13 protein-coding genes are annotated in these 16,777 nt (G+C 47.1%); 12 read left to right on the forward strand and 1 reads right to left on the reverse strand.

Annotated elements, in window-relative coordinates:
- Genes ACZMB2_RS03395 through ACZMB2_RS03410 form a run of 4 tightly spaced genes read left to right on the forward strand, consistent with a single transcriptional unit; the run spans nt 1 to nt 6,846 of the window.
- On the forward strand, nt 1–1,137 hold the full coding sequence (locus ACZMB2_RS03395; RefSeq protein WP_487595519.1) for a TIGR02678 family protein: 1,137 nt from the start codon (nt 1–3) through the stop codon (nt 1,135–1,137).
- Nucleotides 1,134–5,177, forward strand: a complete 4,044-nt coding sequence (locus tag ACZMB2_RS03400; RefSeq protein ID WP_487595520.1) for a TIGR02680 family protein — start codon at nt 1,134–1,136, stop codon at nt 5,175–5,177. Before ACZMB2_RS03395 ends, ACZMB2_RS03400 begins: the two co-directional genes overlap by 4 nt.
- A complete protein-coding gene (locus ACZMB2_RS03405; protein WP_487595521.1) occupies nt 5,167–6,474 on the forward strand; it encodes a TIGR02679 family protein in 1,308 nt (435 codons plus the stop codon). The genes ACZMB2_RS03400 and ACZMB2_RS03405 overlap by 11 nt, the downstream gene beginning before the upstream one ends.
- A gap of 54 nt (nt 6,475–6,528) precedes the next feature.
- A complete protein-coding gene (locus tag ACZMB2_RS03410) occupies nt 6,529–6,846 on the forward strand; it encodes a DUF1540 domain-containing protein (protein WP_487595522.1) in 318 nt (105 codons plus the stop codon).
- 67 nt (nt 6,847–6,913) lie between these two features.
- Here ACZMB2_RS03410 and ACZMB2_RS03415 read toward each other — a convergent pair whose 3' ends face one another.
- Nucleotides 6,914–8,407 (reverse strand): ArnT family glycosyltransferase, encoded by a 1,494-nt coding sequence (locus ACZMB2_RS03415; protein WP_487595523.1) that lies wholly within the window; start codon nt 8,405–8,407, stop codon nt 6,914–6,916.
- A gap of 140 nt (nt 8,408–8,547) precedes the next feature.
- Between ACZMB2_RS03415 and ACZMB2_RS03420 the strand changes: the two genes are divergently transcribed.
- From ACZMB2_RS03420 to ACZMB2_RS03455, 8 genes are all read left to right on the forward strand, one after another.
- Nucleotides 8,548–8,772, forward strand: coding sequence for a carbohydrate-binding domain-containing protein (locus tag ACZMB2_RS03420; protein WP_308458324.1), 225 nt, complete (start codon nt 8,548–8,550; stop codon nt 8,770–8,772).
- A gap of 116 nt (nt 8,773–8,888) precedes the next feature.
- The gene (rfbB, locus tag ACZMB2_RS03425; protein WP_118769003.1) at nt 8,889–9,971 is read left to right on the forward strand and encodes a dTDP-glucose 4,6-dehydratase; all 1,083 of its coding nucleotides are present in this window, start codon (nt 8,889–8,891) and stop codon (nt 9,969–9,971) included.
- Nucleotides 9,946–10,980, forward strand: a complete 1,035-nt coding sequence (locus tag ACZMB2_RS03430) for a sialidase family protein (protein WP_487595524.1) — start codon at nt 9,946–9,948, stop codon at nt 10,978–10,980. The genes rfbB and ACZMB2_RS03430 overlap by 26 nt, the downstream gene beginning before the upstream one ends.
- Entirely contained in the window at nt 10,977–11,846 is an 870-nt protein-coding gene (gene rfbA / locus ACZMB2_RS03435) for a glucose-1-phosphate thymidylyltransferase RfbA (RefSeq protein WP_118769005.1), read from the forward strand. Before ACZMB2_RS03430 ends, rfbA begins: the two co-directional genes overlap by 4 nt.
- Nucleotides 11,847–11,929: 83 nt before the next feature.
- Nucleotides 11,930–12,481: a dTDP-4-dehydrorhamnose 3,5-epimerase gene (gene rfbC, locus ACZMB2_RS03440; RefSeq protein ID WP_487595525.1), complete on the forward strand. Its 552-nt coding sequence runs from the start codon at nt 11,930–11,932 to the stop codon at nt 12,479–12,481.
- Nucleotides 12,482–12,501: 20 nt separating this feature from the next.
- A complete protein-coding gene (locus ACZMB2_RS03445; protein WP_487595526.1) occupies nt 12,502–13,305 on the forward strand; it encodes an ABC transporter permease in 804 nt (267 codons plus the stop codon).
- 9 nt (nt 13,306–13,314) lie between these two features.
- Complete coding sequence (locus ACZMB2_RS03450; RefSeq protein WP_487595527.1) at nt 13,315–14,610, forward strand: ABC transporter ATP-binding protein; 1,296 nt, start codon at nt 13,315–13,317, stop codon at nt 14,608–14,610.
- Between the two features lie 38 nt (nt 14,611–14,648).
- Nucleotides 14,649–16,775: a class I SAM-dependent methyltransferase gene (locus ACZMB2_RS03455; protein ID WP_487595528.1), complete on the forward strand. Its 2,127-nt coding sequence runs from the start codon at nt 14,649–14,651 to the stop codon at nt 16,773–16,775.
- Nucleotides 16,776–16,777 lie beyond the last annotated feature (2 nt).

Raw genomic sequence — 16,777 nt, forward strand, 5'->3', positions numbered from 1 at the left:
ATGAATGAAATCAGAACACTAATGGAAAAATTCTGGATCTGCCGGGACAGTGACAAAGAGACTTTCTATAAAGTAAAGCGGGATATTCCGAATTTTCAGCGATTTATCAGGGAACAATTGGGATGGAAGCTGATACATACAGAGAAGCTGCTAAAACTGGAAAAGAGACCGGCACATGCGGAAGCATTTATGGGAATCAGTGAATTTACGGACATCCGGGATTACTGCATACTATGTGTGGTGTTGATGTATCTGGAGGATGCCGAGGAGGGAAAACAGTTTCTGCTGTCGGAATTGATCGGCTATGTAGAGACGCAGCTGAAAAATTACATGTCGGTGGACTGGACTTCCTTTACACAGAGAAAATCACTGGTGCGGGTATTGCAATATATGGAACGGCTGCAGATGCTCAGAGTGTATGAAGGAAAAAGTGAATTTTTCAGTCGGGAAACAGGACAGGAAGTACTGTATGAAAATACAGGCTATTCGAAATATTTTACCAGCAGTTTTACCACAGATATTTCCGGATATGAATCCTGGAAGGATTTTGAAAAGACAGATTTCGAAGAATTTGAAGAAAACAGAGGATCCAGGCGTATTAACCGTGTATACAGACAGCTGGCAGTCTGCCCGGCGCTTTATTGGGACAGTACAGAGGATGCTGATGCATTATATCTGAAAAACCAGAGGCAGTGGGTCGGCAGATATTTGCGGGAAAATATAGGTGGTAATCTGGACATTTATCGTAATGCGGCCTTTCTTACACTGGATGCAGATGACTGTTACGGAACCATACATCCCCGGGATGCCCAGATCTCGGAAAGTGTTCTGATCGTCTGTAGAGAGATACAGAGACAGTTGGCAGAGGGAAAAACAAAACTACAGGAAGATGAATGTATTGTTATGACAAGACAGGCGTTTTCCACGATCGTCATAAACTGTAGAAACAAGTGGAAGAATGCATGGAGCAAGGAATATGGTGAAATGGACAATGACAGGCTTGTGGAAACTGTTTTAAAATATATGACGGACTGGATGATGGTACGCAGCGAGGAGGAATGGATCATTGTATTGCCCGCTGTGGGCAGGCTGGCGGGACAGTATCCTTCTGATTACAAAGGAGACGGAGAAAAATGAACGAACGTTGGAAAATGAACCGGATCGGGTTTGTGAATTTTTGGTTATACGATGAAGAGGACTTTGAATTCGAGGATGGAAAACTGCTTTTGCGTGGACAGAACGGTTCTGGAAAATCGATCACGACACAGAGTTTTATTCCGTTTGTGCTGGACGGAGACCGTACACCCAGCCGTCTGGATCCCTTTGGCTCCAGTGACCGTCGGATGGAATACTATTTTCTGGGAGAAGAGGGCAAGGAGGAGTCTACTGGTTATCTGTTTCTGGAATTGCGGAAAGAGGACTCTGGAGAGTATCGCACAATTGGAATCGGACAAAAAGCAAAGCGTGGGAAGCCGATGGATTTCTGGGGCTTTGTGATTCTGGACGGGCGCAGAGTGGGATATGATCTGTGGCTGTATAAGGAAGTGGGGTCGAACAAAATTCCCCGGGATAAGCGGGAGATGAAAGCAGAACTGGGCGAAGATAATTTCTTTACGGACAGTCCGTCGGAATACAAGAAGCATGTCAATCAGTATATTTTCGGCTTCCGAAAAGAAGAACAGTATGAACAGTTTATTAAACTGCTGGTGAAGGTGCGGGCTCCCAAGCTTTCCAAAGAGTTCAAACCCACCAAAGTGTATGACATTCTGAATGATTCCCTGCAGACTTTGACGGACGAGGATCTGCGGCCTATGGTAGATGCCATGGAAAAGATGGATGAGATACAGGATAGTCTGGAGATGCTTAAACGCGCCTTCGATGATGTGAAGATCATCCGGAATGAATATACCCGTTACAACCAGTACATGCTGGCAAAAAAGGCTCTGGGCTACCTGAATAAGAAGCAGGAAGTGGAGAAGGAACAGGCAGCACTGGCTGAGAAGGAACAGCGGCAGAACGAGGCGCAGGAAGAGCAGACCCGGGCGACACAGAATACGGATAGGCTTTCAGCAGAGAAAAAACTGAAAGAAACGGAGCGCAATGCACTTCTGGATCCGGAACTCGAGGACGCGGACCGGAAACTGGAGAAATTAAAGGCAGAGTATCTGGAGGCTACGGAAGGAGAACAACGCTGGGAGAAAAAAATCGAGGATGGCAGGGCGCGGATCCGGGATGAAGAGATGACTCTGAAAAAGCTGGAGGAACAGCTGGAACTTCGTCGGGATAACTTGAAGGAAAAGCAGGAAGAACTGGAAGAACAACAGGAGATTCTGCAATGGGAACATCATGAGAAGGCGAAAGAGAAAATCAGTCTGGAACAATACGAAGAAAGAGATGAGATCGCAGAGCATCTGCAAATATGGAAAAATCAACTGACAGCAGGAAGAACAGTTCTCGGACAATATGAGCTGATCTTAGGACAGTACGAGGAAGCTGCCAGTCTTCTGGAAGAGACGAAGAAGAAAAAAGCGGAGGAAGAACAGCAGCTGGAGATGGCAGCGGAACAGGTGTTGGACAGAATCGATGCATGGATCACGGAAGTCTTTCACAGAGCGGAGACCTCCGGGGAATGGCATCCGGAACGTGAGATCCTCCTGCAGGCGGAACAGAAAGCAAGACAATACGAGACTGTAGCGGATGGCGTGGAGATACAGAGGGATTTCCGTGCAGATTATGAAAGGCAGCGTCAGAAACTTACAGACGAAAAGAATGATAAACAGTATCAGAGGGAGATTCAGGAAGAAATTCTGAAAGAAGTCCGGGAACAGTTGAAGAAAGTGCAGGAGCAGCAGGAACTGGAGCCGGAACGGGATGAGGCAGTCGAAAAATCCAGGGCCTCCCTGGCACAGGCGGGAATCACAGCTATTCCGTTTTACAGAACAGTAGAATTCACAAAGGAGTTGGATGAGGCAGCCTGTGCAAGGCTAGAGGCACAATTACAGATGTCCGGAATGCTGGATGCCCTGGTGGTGACAAGGGAAGATTTTGCGAGAATAAAAGCAGATTATCCGGAATTTCTGGATGCTGTTCTACAGGCAGACGGACAGGGTAACAGCCATTTCTCCAAATTGACAGTAAGTGATGATCTGCCACAGAAATTAAGAACTTCGGTATTGGAAATTCTCAGTAATATTTATGAAGAGGAAGGAAAGACACAGGGAATCTGTTTCGGCGCAGACGGCAGTTTCCGACAGGGAATCTTGGCCGGTAAAGCGGATAAGTGGGCAGCAGAATATGTGGGCTATCTGGCAAGAAAACGGAGAAAAGAACAAAAAATCCGGGAACTACAGGAACAGTTGAAAAGCATCAGCAAAACCATAGTGGAGTGGGATGCCGAAATTGCGCAACTACAGGAACGGATGGACAGATTACAGGCGGAATATCAGGAGATCCCTGATTTTTCGGAGGTTCAGATCGCGTTGTCGGAAAAACGGGATCTGGAACGTATTCTGGAGACGCTGGAAAATGAATATCTGCAACAGCAGGATCAGGAGCACAGGCTTTCCGAACAGAAGAACCGGCAGTATCAGGAAGTATTGAAAATTTGTAAAATGCTGCCCTATGGAAGAACGACAGAGGCTTATGAGGAAGCCTGCGGCGCGGCGGAAGAATATGGAAAAATATGGCAGAGCGCAAGACAGGAACTGCTGTATATACAGACAGAACAGATCAGCCGCCTGGACAGAAAAGAACGAATAGAACAATGCCAGGAGGATCTGGAAGAAGCCTTTACAGAAAAAAGGACTTACAGTATCCGCGCAAAAGCCTGTGAGATTCAGATCCGCCAGCTGGAAGAGTATCTGAGAAGCCCGGAACTGTTGAAAAAGGCAAACAGGCTGAAACAGGTGAAGCAAGAACTGGAACAGATCGACAAGGAGCTGGAGAATCTGAAGCTTCTGGGTGCTACCCTTAAGGAGAGATTACAGACACTACAGAAAGAACTGCCGGAACAAAAAGAAAAACTGCAACAGCTCATTATAGAAGAAACTGCACTTAGAAACTATTTTGAAGAGGAACTGGATCTGAAACTGATTTTGAACCGGGAAGAGCGGACAGTCTATGAATGTGCTAGGGAAGCTGTAAAGATACTGAGGGAAAGCGATAAGAACCGGGAACCTGGGGAACTGCTCCAGGCGCTGCATACCGTATATCTGAAGCATAACGGAAGCCTTGCAAGCTACGGAACTGCCATGGAAGAATGCTTCGGTGATACGGGGGATATAGATGCTGTGCGTAAGAGAGTACGTATTCTCTCTACCTGGAACGGAAAAAGGGTATATCTGGAAGAATTTTACAATATTCTGAAGACTGCTATCGAAGAGACAGAACTGCTGATACAGAAAAAGGATCGGGAGCTTTTCGAAGATATCTTATCCCAGACGATCAGTCAGCAGCTTACGGACCGCATAGCGGAGAGCAGAATGTGGGCAAAAGACATGTCAAAGCTCATGCAGGAGATCGATACGTCCATGGGACTTCGTTTTTCGCTGGAATGGAAACCCTGCAAAGCCGACAATGACAAAGAACTGGATACAGCGGATCTGGAGCAGATCCTTTTACGCGACCGGGAGCTGCTTACCCCGGATGATATTGAAAAAGTAGCAGGTCATTTCCGCAGTAAAATACGTGCGGAAAAGGCAAAACTGGAAGAGACGGGAACGATTATCAATTACATGGAGCTGGTAAGAGACGCCCTGGATTACCGGAAATGGTTTGAATTCCAGATGTTTTTCCGGCGTGGCGAAGAGACGAAGAAGCCATTGACCAATGCTGCATTTAACCGGTTCAGCGGAGGCGAAAAAGCAATGGCAATGTATGTGCCGCTGTTCGGAGCAGTAAACGCACAGTATAAAAAGGCGGATAATAAAGATCACCCCAGGATTATTGCACTGGATGAGGCATTTGCCGGTGTCGATGACAAGAATATTAAAAGTATGTTTGAACTGGTCCATAAGCTGGATTTCGATTACATCATGAATTCCCAGGCTCTGTGGGGATGCTTTGAGACAGTCAAAGGACTTCGGATCGCGGAACTACACCGCCCGGAGAACTCCCAGGTGGTAACGGTGATCCGGTATACATGGAACGGACATGAGAGGATTCTGGATGAACAATAATGAAGCATGTGCAGCATATTTTAAAGATAATCCGGCGTATCGAAGGTGCTTTTCGGAATTTGAAAAGAAATGGAAAACCTACGGAAGAGTAACAGGGGTCATTACACTGAAACATACTTCTGAAGAAGAACGGAGAGCCATCGGCGGGATACTTGGAAAGGCATTTTATGAAGATACCATACGGTTTCCTTTTGCGGATTTTGAAAAAGGACTGCAATGTACAAAATTTGCTCCTGTGAATTTTGAAGAAATACTGGAAGCGTATTTCGGTAGAAAAATGATAACCACGCAGGAAAAACAAAGGGAGAAAGAGCGGGAAAAGGAGGAATTTTTTGAAAATGTGGAAGACTATCTGACAGAGTGCGCAGGTTCGGATTCTGTTGCTGTTTCCTGGCTGCAGGAGATGTTTTATCAAAAAAAATATGGCTATCAGACAGTAATCAGAGAATATGGAAAGGACAGAGAAAAGACAGAAAAACTGCTGAAAAACGTAGGAAAAGCGCACCTTTTGCTGGAAGATATTCAAAAGAATGAAGAGGAATATCCGCTGGCAGTATTTTCCGCGGAAATATCCGGCAATCCTCACTACTTTGATCAGGGAACGACTGCGGGGCAATTATTAGTCCATGGAATGTGCTATGCTGCGAGGACAGATTATCCGGAGAATGCCCATCAGTGGAGAGAATTATTGCTGTCCAACGGAATTGTACCGGATAATATTTCCTCTATCGTGCATATCTATGGATTGCGATTACAGATTGGCGATGACTGGCACCCGGCATACGATGCCTTTTGCAAGAGGCAGGAGCCCTGTGCGGTTACCATGGAAAATCTGCAGGAGCTGACAGCGGTGCAATCGACAGGGGATAAGGTTTACATTGTAGAAAATGAAATGGTGTTCAGTTATCTGTTGAAGCATCTGGAACAAAAGAATGTAGCGTTACTATGTACTTCCGGTCAGCTACGGAGTGCCGCCGTGAAACTGATGCCCTTTTTGCTGGATAGCGGAGTGGAAATCTACTATAGCGGTGATACTGATCCGGAGGGGATTCGAATCGCCGACAGACTATGGAGAAAATATGGGGACCGGATTCGTGTGTGGAGAATGTCAGCGGAGGATTACGTGAAAAGTATTTCGGAGGAAAAAATTGGAAACTTATCCATGAAAAAGTTGGAGACTGTTGAGAATCCCGTCCTTCGGGAGACAGCAAAAGAGGTAAGAAAGAAGAAAAGAGCGGGGTATCAGGAGAATATATTAAAAGATTTGTTGGAAGATATGGATAGGATGAAAGAATAATTTTAAACGGTTTTTCCCATACTAAGGTGGTAATCATCAAAAGGAGGGAAAACCATGACAAGATTAGACTGTTCTGTTGTAAACTGTACCTACAATAAGGATGATTCCTGCTGCAAGGACAACATTCATGTGGGTGGAAAAAATGCGAAGGTAGTGGATGAGACCAGCTGCGAGAGCTTCCGCGAGCGCAAATACGACGGCGCCAGCAATGCGGACAGCATTCCCAGTAAACCCACCGAGATTTCCTGCGATGCGGAATCCTGCTGCTACAACCATGCCTGTAAGTGTGCGGCTGATCAGGTGCGCGTAAGCGGAAGCAACGCCTGCAGCTGCAAGAATACGGAGTGTACAACTTTCGATTGCAAATGTTAATTGAATTTCTGATGTAAAAAGACCGCCCTGTCTAGAGCAAATGTTCTGAACAGGGCGGTTTTCTTTTTTATTTTGCTAACAACAGATACTGCCCGTTATCCGCCAGTATCTGACAGTTTTTCAGTTCCGGATGATCTGCAAGGAAGGGTACCGACAGAATGAGAAGCGCATCATCGGAATCAGCAAGGAAGCCTTCTGTGCCGCCATCCTGGCAGGTGAGATCGCCTTCCATCATGCCGAGGAGCTGCATGTTCTGCTCCCATTTGGTTGTGTTGGCATAGAGGAATGGGTCATAGGCATCGAGATAAACGGTTGAGCCGGTGTGAAGCCCGTTCCGGTCAAACTGTTCCATGACAAAGGTCTGCAGGTCGTTGCTTCTGGCACCGCGGACGTTGTCCATGTAATTGTTCCGAATAAACCATCCAGTTCCGACAGCGGTCACGCACAGACCGAGGCAGAGAATAAACCAGGGCAGTTTTTTGTTCTGGAGAAAGGCACTCAGAAAAATAGCGGCCAACAGGCACAGGGGTACGATACAGGGGTAGACATACCACATGAGCTTGGTGGACACGGCGGAAAATCCAAGAAACGGCACCAGAAACCACAGAAGCAGTCCGGTGAGATCCATGTTGGAAAGGGGAAAATCTTTCACGCGGAATGGCCGGATCCACAGGCAGATCAGTCCCACAATCACAAGCAGGGTCAGCCAGCCGTAGATATAGTCAAAGTTCCAGAAGATGGAGGTCCAGTAGAAAGAAAATGGAAATCCATGGCCTTCCAGTCCTCCGGCAGCAGTTCGTCCTGCGATGTCGGCTTCGTACATATTCCGGAAGAAGGTAAAGCCGTCGTACTGAAAACGGCAGACTGCCCACAGGGCAGCAGGCAGCAGGGCGGAGCCAAGGAAGAGAAGAAATCTTCCCGGCTTCATTTTTCTTAATTCTCCGGTCAGCAGAAGAAAGAGTCCGCCGATGGCAGCGATCATGCCTGCGTGGAAACTCTTGGTCAGAAACGCAAGAGAAAAACACAAGCCGCATACATAAAGCATACGTCCGTTTTCACGGATCTTTAACATGGCCAGCATGGCCAGCGTGAAGAACAGAAGATAGAGGCTGTCTGCGTCTCCGGCGCGGACCAGATGCGCCTTAAAGGGAAAATAGTTGGCGCACAGGAATGCCATAACCAGCAGAGAGGTGAGCTTTCCATATCTGCGGGCAAAGAGTCCGGTCACGACCGTGGTAATCAGATAGGCAAGGGCAGAGAAGAACCGGAGCCCCACTGATGTATAGCCAAACAGGGTGAAACCAGCCATAATGCTCCAGAAAGAAACGGGAGGTTTCACATTCCAGTAATCGGGTTCATTCAGATAGGTATTTACCAGAAAATTTCCATTCTTCAACATTTCATAGGCGGAAATACCATGGCGGGCCTCGTCCCAGGAGTCAATTGCCTTGATACCAAGACAGCGGAAGCAAAGAAAGGCGGTCATCAGTGCCAGAAATGCGAAAAAAACCGGATAGAGACGGTCAATCAGACGCAGAAGCCGTGTATAAAATGATTTCATAAAATAAATCCTCATAATCTAAATAGTTACAAAAAATATAGCATGGTCACGAAAAAAAGTAAACGCTTTATAAAGGCTTTACAAAGCTTCTGTATGATTGATAATATTGTAATAGAAAAGAAATTAAAGAGAGAAGAGTCATGAACAAAAGAAGAGGGATGTATCAGGACGGAATCCACGTGAAAAACAATTTTTCCATGAGTTCCGGAACTCTTTCTGTGGCAGCCGGAGACGATGCACTGGAGGCAGAGGCGCTGGTACGAATCAGTGGAGGATCTGTGTTTCTGGATGCAGAAGATTATCTGATTCACTGCGATGGGGAGCAGGAACTGACCAGGGGCTGTGTTTTTTATGAAAAACAGTGACAGACAGGGAAAATCATGCTATAATCAGACCAAATGCAGTGGGATCAAAGGGAGTACTCTGCCCTGACGGCTGCTGAAGAAAGAATAAACAGATTTTACATGATGGAGGAAATTTCATGAGAACTTATCTCGTAACAGGCGGTGCCGGATTTATCGGCTCCAATTACATTCATTATATGTTCCGCAAATACGGCGAGGAGATCCGTATTATCAATGTGGACGTGCTGACCTATGCAGGTAATCTGGAGAACTTAAAAGATGTAGAGGACTATCCGAACTATACCTTCGTAAGAGCAGACATCTGTGACAGCGAGGCAATTACCAAAATTTTCGAGGAGAATGATATTGACCGCGTGGTTCATTTCGCAGCAGAGAGCCATGTAGACCGCAGTATCAAGAATCCGGAAGTATTTGTTAAGACCAATGTACTGGGTACTCTGGTCATGCTGAATGCAGCAAAAGCAGCATGGGAGCTGCCGGACGGAAGCTTTAAGGAGAATAAGAAATTCCTGTATGTTTCCACTGACGAAGTATACGGTTCTCTGGACGACGGAGATAACTATTTCTATGAGACAACTCCGTTCTCCCCCCACAGCCCCTATTCTGCAAGCAAGGCAAGTGGAGACATGCTGACCAAGGCATATTTTGATACTTATAAATTCCCGTGCAACATTACCAGCTGCAGCAACAACTATGGCCCGTATCAGTTCCCGGAGAAACTGATTCCGCTGGTAATCAACAACGCACTGCAGGGCAAAGCGCTGCCGGTATATGGTGATGGTAAGAATGTTCGTGACTGGCTCTATGTAGATGACCATGCAAAGGCAATCGACATGGTTCAGGAAAAAGGAAAACTGGGCGAGCGTTACAACATCGGCGGACACAACGAGAAGCAGAACATTGAGATCATTCATATTATTCTGGATACTCTGCAGGAGATGCTTCCGGACAGTGATCCGAGAAAAGCACTGGTAAGCGAGAAGCTGATTACCTACGTAACTGACCGTAAGGGACATGACCGTCGTTATGCCATTGCACCGGACAAGATCAAAGCAGAGATCGGATGGTATCCGGAGACCATGTTCGCCGAGGGCATCAAGAAGACCATTCAGTGGTTCTTCGAGCATGAGGACTGGATGAAGAATGTGACCAGCGGTGACTATCAGAAATACTATGAAGAAATGTACAAAAATAAATAAAAACTGGCTGGTACCGGCGCTGGGAGTGTTGCTCGCAGCGCTGGCTCTGGTATTTGGAAAGACCGGTATTTCCCAGAATGGATTTACGCTGAATCAGTACCACAATGCGGATGCCAAATTCATCGGTGATCACATTATCACCAGCGTGGATGAAGGAATCCGGATTCTGGATCTGGAAGGAAAGACGGTGGCTTCCTATGACGGGCTGGCTGCTTCCTGGATGTATGTGATGGAAGATGATGTGGAGTCGAGAGGGCCGGAAGATCACTGGTTCATCGCTTACAGTAATCATGCGGATGAAACCCATATTCTGGAGCTGACCGCTGATTTTCAGCTGGTGGAAGACCGGATTGCGGTGACCACCGATACGCTGGCTATTGATCCGATTCTGGTGAAGATGGAAGATGGCTGGCTCCTCACCAATACAGAGATTGACGGAACGATCAACAATCCGTCACCGGACGGGGACAACGGAATCTATTCTGTACAGCTCTACAGCTCCGCAGACCTGAAGAGCTGGGAACCGCTGACCACTGTCATCAGTGAAAAGCAGAATCTGGAAGACGGAGATATCCGGTATCTTGACGGGACACTCTACTATTTCTTTGAGATGGAAGATTATGATAAAGGTTCTTCTAAGATCTGTGTCATGACGTCTGATGATCAGGGCGGAAGCTGGAGTGATCCGATCGTACTCCTGCCCAATGTGGCGGACAACGAGATGGCTTCCTGTGAACAGACCGACTATGGATGGCGGCTCTATGTGAGCAGTGACTATGCCTGTGTAGGAGAGAGCTATCAGGGTGCCAGTGTCTATTACAACGATTATAAAGAGGATTTTACTCCGATCAACACCTATCAGCGGTCGGAGATGCCGGACAATGAATCTGTCCGGTTATATGAGGCAAAAGAAATTGACGGTCAGATGAATTTCCTGTTTGCAAGGAATTTTCTGACGGACTGTGATCTTCTGCTTCGCACTATGGAAAAGGGGGATGAGATGCAATGAAAGGAATTATTTTAGCAGGAGGATCAGGAACCCGACTGTATCCGCTGACCAAGGCAGTGTCCAAGCAGATTATGCCGGTATATGACAAACCGATGATCTACTATCCGCTGTCCATTCTTATGCTGGCAGGAATCCGGGAGGTGCTGATCATCTCCACACCGAGAGATCTTCCGGTATTTGAAGAGCTTTTAGGAGACGGAAGTCAGCTGGGCATGCGTTTTGAGTATGCGGTGCAGGAGCAGCCAAGAGGATTGGCCGATGCCTTTATCATCGGCGCAGATTTTATCGGGAAAGACAGCGTAGCACTGATTCTTGGCGATAATATCTTCTACGGACAGAGTTTCTCTCAGGTTCTCAGAAGAGTAGCAGCCCAGGAGAGCGGAGCCACCATCTTCGGTTACTACGTAAGAGATCCGAGAGAGTACGGTGTGGTTGAGTTTGACGAAAATGGCATGGCGATCTCCATCGAGGAGAAACCGGAGCATCCGAAGTCAAATTATGCGGTACCGGGACTCTATTTCTATGACAATGATGTAGTGGAGATAGCAAAGAACGTAAAACCGTCTGCGAGAGGCGAGATTGAGATTACCAGCATCAACAACGAGTATTTGCGCAGAGGAACCCTTCATGTGGAGACACTGGGCAGAGGATTTGCATGGCTGGATACGGGTAATCATGATGCACTTCTGGATGCGGCTGACTTTGTGGCAGCATTCCAGAAACGCCAGGGACTCTACATTTCCTGCATCGAGGAAATTGCGTTCCGGAGAGGATTTATTGATAAAGAACAGCTGCTGAAGCTGGCAGAGCCGCTGATGAAGACCGCTTATGGCCGTTATCTGACGGAAGTAGCCGAAGGGCTGTAAATGAAAAATTCAGGCCCCGGAAGAGCGCATACCTGCGAAGTTCCGGGGTTTTATCAGATTTTAAAGAAGGATGGAGAAAAGAAATGGGAAAGATTACTGTAGAAACCTGTGATATTGAAGGATTGAAGATCATTACACCGACTGTATTCGGAGACGAGCGCGGATATTTTATGGAAACCTATAATTATAATGATTATAAGGCAGCAGGCATTGATATGGAGTTTGTACAGGACAACCAGTCCGCATCCAAGAAGGGTGTGTTAAGAGGTCTGCATTTTCAGATCCATTATCCCCAGGATAAGCTGGTCCGCGTGGTAAGTGGAGAAGTATTTGACGTAGCTGTTGACCTGCGTCCGGGTTCTAAGACCTACGGAAAATGGTTCGGTGTACTGCTTTCTGCAGAGAATAAAAAGCAGTTCTTTATTCCGAAAAATTTTGCACACGGATTCATCGTACTGTCTGATTACGCAGAGTTCGCTTATAAATGTACCGATTTCTATCATCCGAATGATGAGGGCGGCCTGGCATGGAACGACCCGGATATCGGAGTAGAATGGCCGATCCCGGAAGGTATGGAGCTGACGATTTCTGAGAAGGATCAGAAGTGGGGCGGCATTAAAGAACTGAAGAAATAAGGAGAGACCCTATGGTCCGTATGTGGAAAGATTTTTGGGCGAGCCGGAAACTGATCTGGAAGCTTGCCAGAAATGATTTTAAGACCCGTTACGCCGGCTCTTATTTTGGCGTTCTGTGGGCAATGGTACAGCCGGTCATCATTGTACTGGTGTACTGGTTTGTATTCCAGATCGGTTTAAACAATGCGACGGCAGAGTTAAAGCAGGGAATCAGCGTTCCCTTTGTGCTCTGGCTGGTCAGCGGTATTGTGCCGTGGTTCTATTTTTCCGAGAGCTTAAGCAACGGAACCAATGCGCTTCTGGAATATAATTATCTGGTAAAGAAAGTGGTCTTCAACATTGACATTCTGCCGTTGGTGAAGACGATTGCAGCACTGTTTATTCATGTATTTTTTGTGCTGTTCATGTTGTTTTTATTTGCACTGTATGGCTATTATCCGGGACTGCACACGCTGTGGGTCGTGTACTTCAGTGCATGTCTTCTGATCTTTGTGACCGGAGTCTGCATGCTGACCAGTTCTCTGGTGATTTTCTTCCGGGATCTGACCCAGATTATCAATATTTTTCTGCAGGTCGGCATCTGGATGACACCGATTATGTGGAGTCTGGAAGATTTGCTTGCAAAATATCCGATTCTTATGGTGCTGAAGCTGAATCCCCTCTGCTATATCGTCTATGGCTATCGTGCGGTACTGTTTCAGACCGGTTCTGTGGCAAGCCTTGGCTGGATGAATATTTATTTCTGGGCAGTGACCATTCTGGTATGGCTGCTGGGAAGTCATGTGTTCCGGAAACTGAAAGTGCATTTTGCAGACGTACTGTAAAGGAGAACTATGAGCAGCGAAGCAATTAAACTTGAGCATATTACTAAAATTTATAAATTATATGGCCGGAACAGAGACCGCCTGAAGGATTCCCTGGGACTTACGAAGAAGAAATGCTATACGGAGCATTATGCCCTCCGGGATGTGAGCATGGAGATTCATCAGGGCGAGACGGTGGGAATTATCGGTGTCAATGGATCCGGTAAATCTACGATTCTGAAGATTATCACCGGTGTTTTAAGCGCCACCAGCGGCATGATGGAGATTAATGGAAGAATCTCTGCCCTTCTGGAACTGGGAGCCGGATTTAATATGGAATACACCGGGCTTGAGAATGTGTACTTAAATGGTACCATGCTGGGATTTTCCGAGGAGGAGATCAATGAACGTCTGCAGGATATACTGGATTTTGCAGATATCGGAGAATTTATCCATCAGCCGGTGAAGACCTATTCCAGCGGTATGTTTGTGCGGCTGGCTTTTGCCGTGGCCATCAACATTGACCCGGAGATCCTTATTGTAGATGAGGCTCTGTCTGTGGGAGACGTGTTCTTCCAGGCAAAGTGTTATCATAAATTTGAAGAGTTCAAAAAGCTTGGTAAGACCATTCTGTTCGTCAGCCATGATCTGACCAGCATTGCAAAATACTGTGACCGTGTGATTCTGCTGAACAAGGGCGTGAAGCTGGCAGAGGGAACACCGAAGGACATGGTCAATATGTATAAGAAGCTTCTGGTGCATCAGCTGGATGAGGAAACACTGGAAGATGTCTGCGAGAAAAGTGATATTGTGGAGCACACGGCAGACGGAAAAGCATGGAAAGACCATTTTGAAACGAATCCGAAGCTTCTGGACTATGGCGAGAAGCAGGCGGAGATTGTGGATTTTGCCATCATTGACCAATATGGACAATATTCCAGTATTATTGAGAAGGGTTCCACCTGTCAGGTCAAGGCGAAGCTTACGTTCCACAGTCAGGTGAAGAATCCTATCTTCACTATTACCATCCGGAACAAGCAAGGAACGGATATTACGGGAACCAACACTATGTTTGAGCGTGTGGAGACCGGAACCGTGGAAGCGGGAGAGACAAGAATCGTCACCTATACCCAGCGGATTGACCTGCAGGGTGGAGATTATCTCATTTCCCTTGGATGTACCGGATATGTGGGAGATGAATTTAAAGTGTACCACAGACTCTATGATCTGGTGGGAATGACCGTACTTTCTGATAAGGATACGGTTGGCTTTTATGATATGAACTCCGTAATTACCGTGGAGAACCCGGCAGAGCGCCAGGGCTGATTCGGAAAAATTTTTGCAGCAGGCAGGAAGGAATGCATATGCAGGAACAGTTTGGCCATGTAACAGTGACATATGATGAGGAGACTGCTTTACTGCAGCAGCCACGCCCGGAAGATCTTCTGGTGGAGCAGCTGCTGGAGGAAGGCTTTGACTGTAAGAGGGCACAGGCACCGTCTTTCCCTGTTCTTTATCATTTATCTCATCTTCGCGGAAATCTGACAGAATGGCTGCCGGTGAAAATGACAGATACAGTGCTGGAATTTGGCGCCGACAGCGGACAGCTGACGGGGGGACTTGCAAAGAAGGCAGAGAAAGTCATCTGTCTGGAGGAAAGTGTGAGCCGGTGCAGACTGTTGGCAGAACGGTGGCAGACAGTGGATAACATCTCCGTATTTGGCGGAAGTATGTGGACAACGCTGGAAACTCTTCCAAAATTCGATTGGATTGTGGCTCCGGGTGTGCTGACGGAAGCACATCGGTATTTTACTGGAGAATATCCGGAACAACAGGCGCTGAACATTCTGAAACAGCATCTGAAGCCGGACGGTCATCTGGTGCTGGCGGCAGACAACCGGTTTGGTCTCAAATACTGGGCCGGGGCAAAGGAACCCCATACAGGTCAGTATTTTGACAGTCTGGAAGGAAAAGCCACTTCTTTTTCAAAGCGGGAGCTGGAAACGATTCTGACTGACAGCGGTCTTACGGATTATCAATTTTATTATCCCTACCCGGAACGATGGTTTCCTATGAGCATCTATTCAGATCAGTGGCTTCCGAAGAAAGGGGAATTAAATCAGAATCTCCGGAATTTTGAAGGGGAACGCATGGTACTCTTTGATGAGGAACAAGTCTATGATGAACTGATCAAGGATGGCAGGTTCCCGGAGTTTTCCAATACCTATCTGATGATTGCAGGACCGGAAAGAAAGGACTGTCCGGTCTATGTAAAATATTCCAATGACCGTGCAGAGCGGTTCATGATTCGGACGGATATTCTGGGAGATGCTGCTCATCGGCAGGTACGGAAGGTGCCGGTGTCTGCAGAGGCAGTTTCCCATGTGAAGGAACTAAAACACTGGGAAGAGGTGCTGGATGTGCAGTACCGGGAGGCGGGACTTCGCGCCAACCGATGTGAATTAAAAGATGGTGCAGCCTATTTTGAATTCCTGCATGGGCGGACCTTTGAGGAGCTGCTGGATGAAAAGCGGCAGGAAAAAGATTATGCAGGGCTTGCAGCAGAGCTGCAGCGTTACCGGAAACTTCTGACAGCGGCACTTGCAAAAGAAATAAAACCATTTGCAAAAAGCCAGGAATTCATAGAGATGTTCGGTAACCCTGACTTTACAAAAGCATACAGTGGTGCATCCATCAATAATCTGGACTGGATTTTCGGAAATCTCATGGCGACAAAGGATGGTACCCAGATCATTGATTATGAGTGGACATTCCCGGTACAGGTGCCGGTGGAATATCTGATCTGGAGAGCAGTCTCTCTTTATCTTAACAGCCGGGAAGATGTAAAGCATCTGGGACTTATGGCGCAGATGGGAATCTCTGAGGCGGAAGAAGCGGTCTTTACAGAGATGGAACATCATTTCCAGTTGTGGCTCCTGGATGGAACGGTGACTATCGGGGCACAGTATCTCCATACGGCAGGACGGACGATTACGCGGGAAGAACTGTTACGTCAGGTGAAGAAGAACCGGATTCAGATTTATCCTGACTGTGGCAGCGGATTTTCGGAAGGCACCAGTTACTGGGTGGAGACGGAAGCCGACAAGGAAGGGAATGTCCGGCTGGAGCTTCTGCTTCCGGCGGATATCCGCGGACTGAGACTTGATCCGGCAGAGACGCCCTGTCTGGTAAAGATAAAGCGTATTCTGGGAGAACTGGGTGGCAGTTACAATCCAGGCTGGAGCCATAATGGACGGGAACTGGAGCAGCAGGGAATCCTGTATACGACCACGGATCCGCAGATTGTGATCTCCGGTCTCGTGGAGGGAACCGGACGGCTCTATGTGGAACTGACCATTCAGGAACTGTATCCGGATACGGCCTATGCCTGCATGCATCTTCTGAATCGGGTGAGGGCAGCAGAACGGCTTACCAACAGCATGCCATTTAAGTTTCTTAAGAAACTTAAAAATATATTAAAAAGCAGATAAGT

This window comes from Hominiventricola sp., assembly GCF_057604405.1.

What these genes read in the sequence shown, in the direction of transcription:
- ACZMB2_RS03395 (WP_487595519.1), top strand. Translation starts at nt 1, where the DNA reads ATGAATGAAATCAGAACACTAATGGAAAAATTCTGGATCTGCCGGGAC.
- ACZMB2_RS03400 (WP_487595520.1), top strand. Translation starts at nt 1,134, where the DNA reads ATGAACGAACGTTGGAAAATGAACCGGATCGGGTTTGTGAATTTTTGG.
- ACZMB2_RS03405 (WP_487595521.1), top strand. Translation starts at nt 5,167, where the DNA reads ATGAACAATAATGAAGCATGTGCAGCATATTTTAAAGATAATCCGGCG.
- ACZMB2_RS03410 (WP_487595522.1), top strand. Translation starts at nt 6,529, where the DNA reads ATGACAAGATTAGACTGTTCTGTTGTAAACTGTACCTACAATAAGGAT.
- ACZMB2_RS03415 (WP_487595523.1), bottom strand. Translation starts at nt 8,407, where the DNA reads ATGAAATCATTTTATACACGGCTTCTGCGTCTGATTGACCGTCTCTAT.
- ACZMB2_RS03420 (WP_308458324.1), top strand. Translation starts at nt 8,548, where the DNA reads ATGAACAAAAGAAGAGGGATGTATCAGGACGGAATCCACGTGAAAAAC.
- rfbB (WP_118769003.1), top strand. Translation starts at nt 8,889, where the DNA reads ATGAGAACTTATCTCGTAACAGGCGGTGCCGGATTTATCGGCTCCAAT.
- ACZMB2_RS03430 (WP_487595524.1), top strand. Translation starts at nt 9,946, where the DNA reads ATGAAGAAATGTACAAAAATAAATAAAAACTGGCTGGTACCGGCGCTG.
- rfbA (WP_118769005.1), top strand. Translation starts at nt 10,977, where the DNA reads ATGAAAGGAATTATTTTAGCAGGAGGATCAGGAACCCGACTGTATCCG.
- rfbC (WP_487595525.1), top strand. Translation starts at nt 11,930, where the DNA reads ATGGGAAAGATTACTGTAGAAACCTGTGATATTGAAGGATTGAAGATC.
- ACZMB2_RS03445 (WP_487595526.1), top strand. Translation starts at nt 12,502, where the DNA reads ATGTGGAAAGATTTTTGGGCGAGCCGGAAACTGATCTGGAAGCTTGCC.
- ACZMB2_RS03450 (WP_487595527.1), top strand. Translation starts at nt 13,315, where the DNA reads ATGAGCAGCGAAGCAATTAAACTTGAGCATATTACTAAAATTTATAAA.
- ACZMB2_RS03455 (WP_487595528.1), top strand. Translation starts at nt 14,649, where the DNA reads ATGCAGGAACAGTTTGGCCATGTAACAGTGACATATGATGAGGAGACT.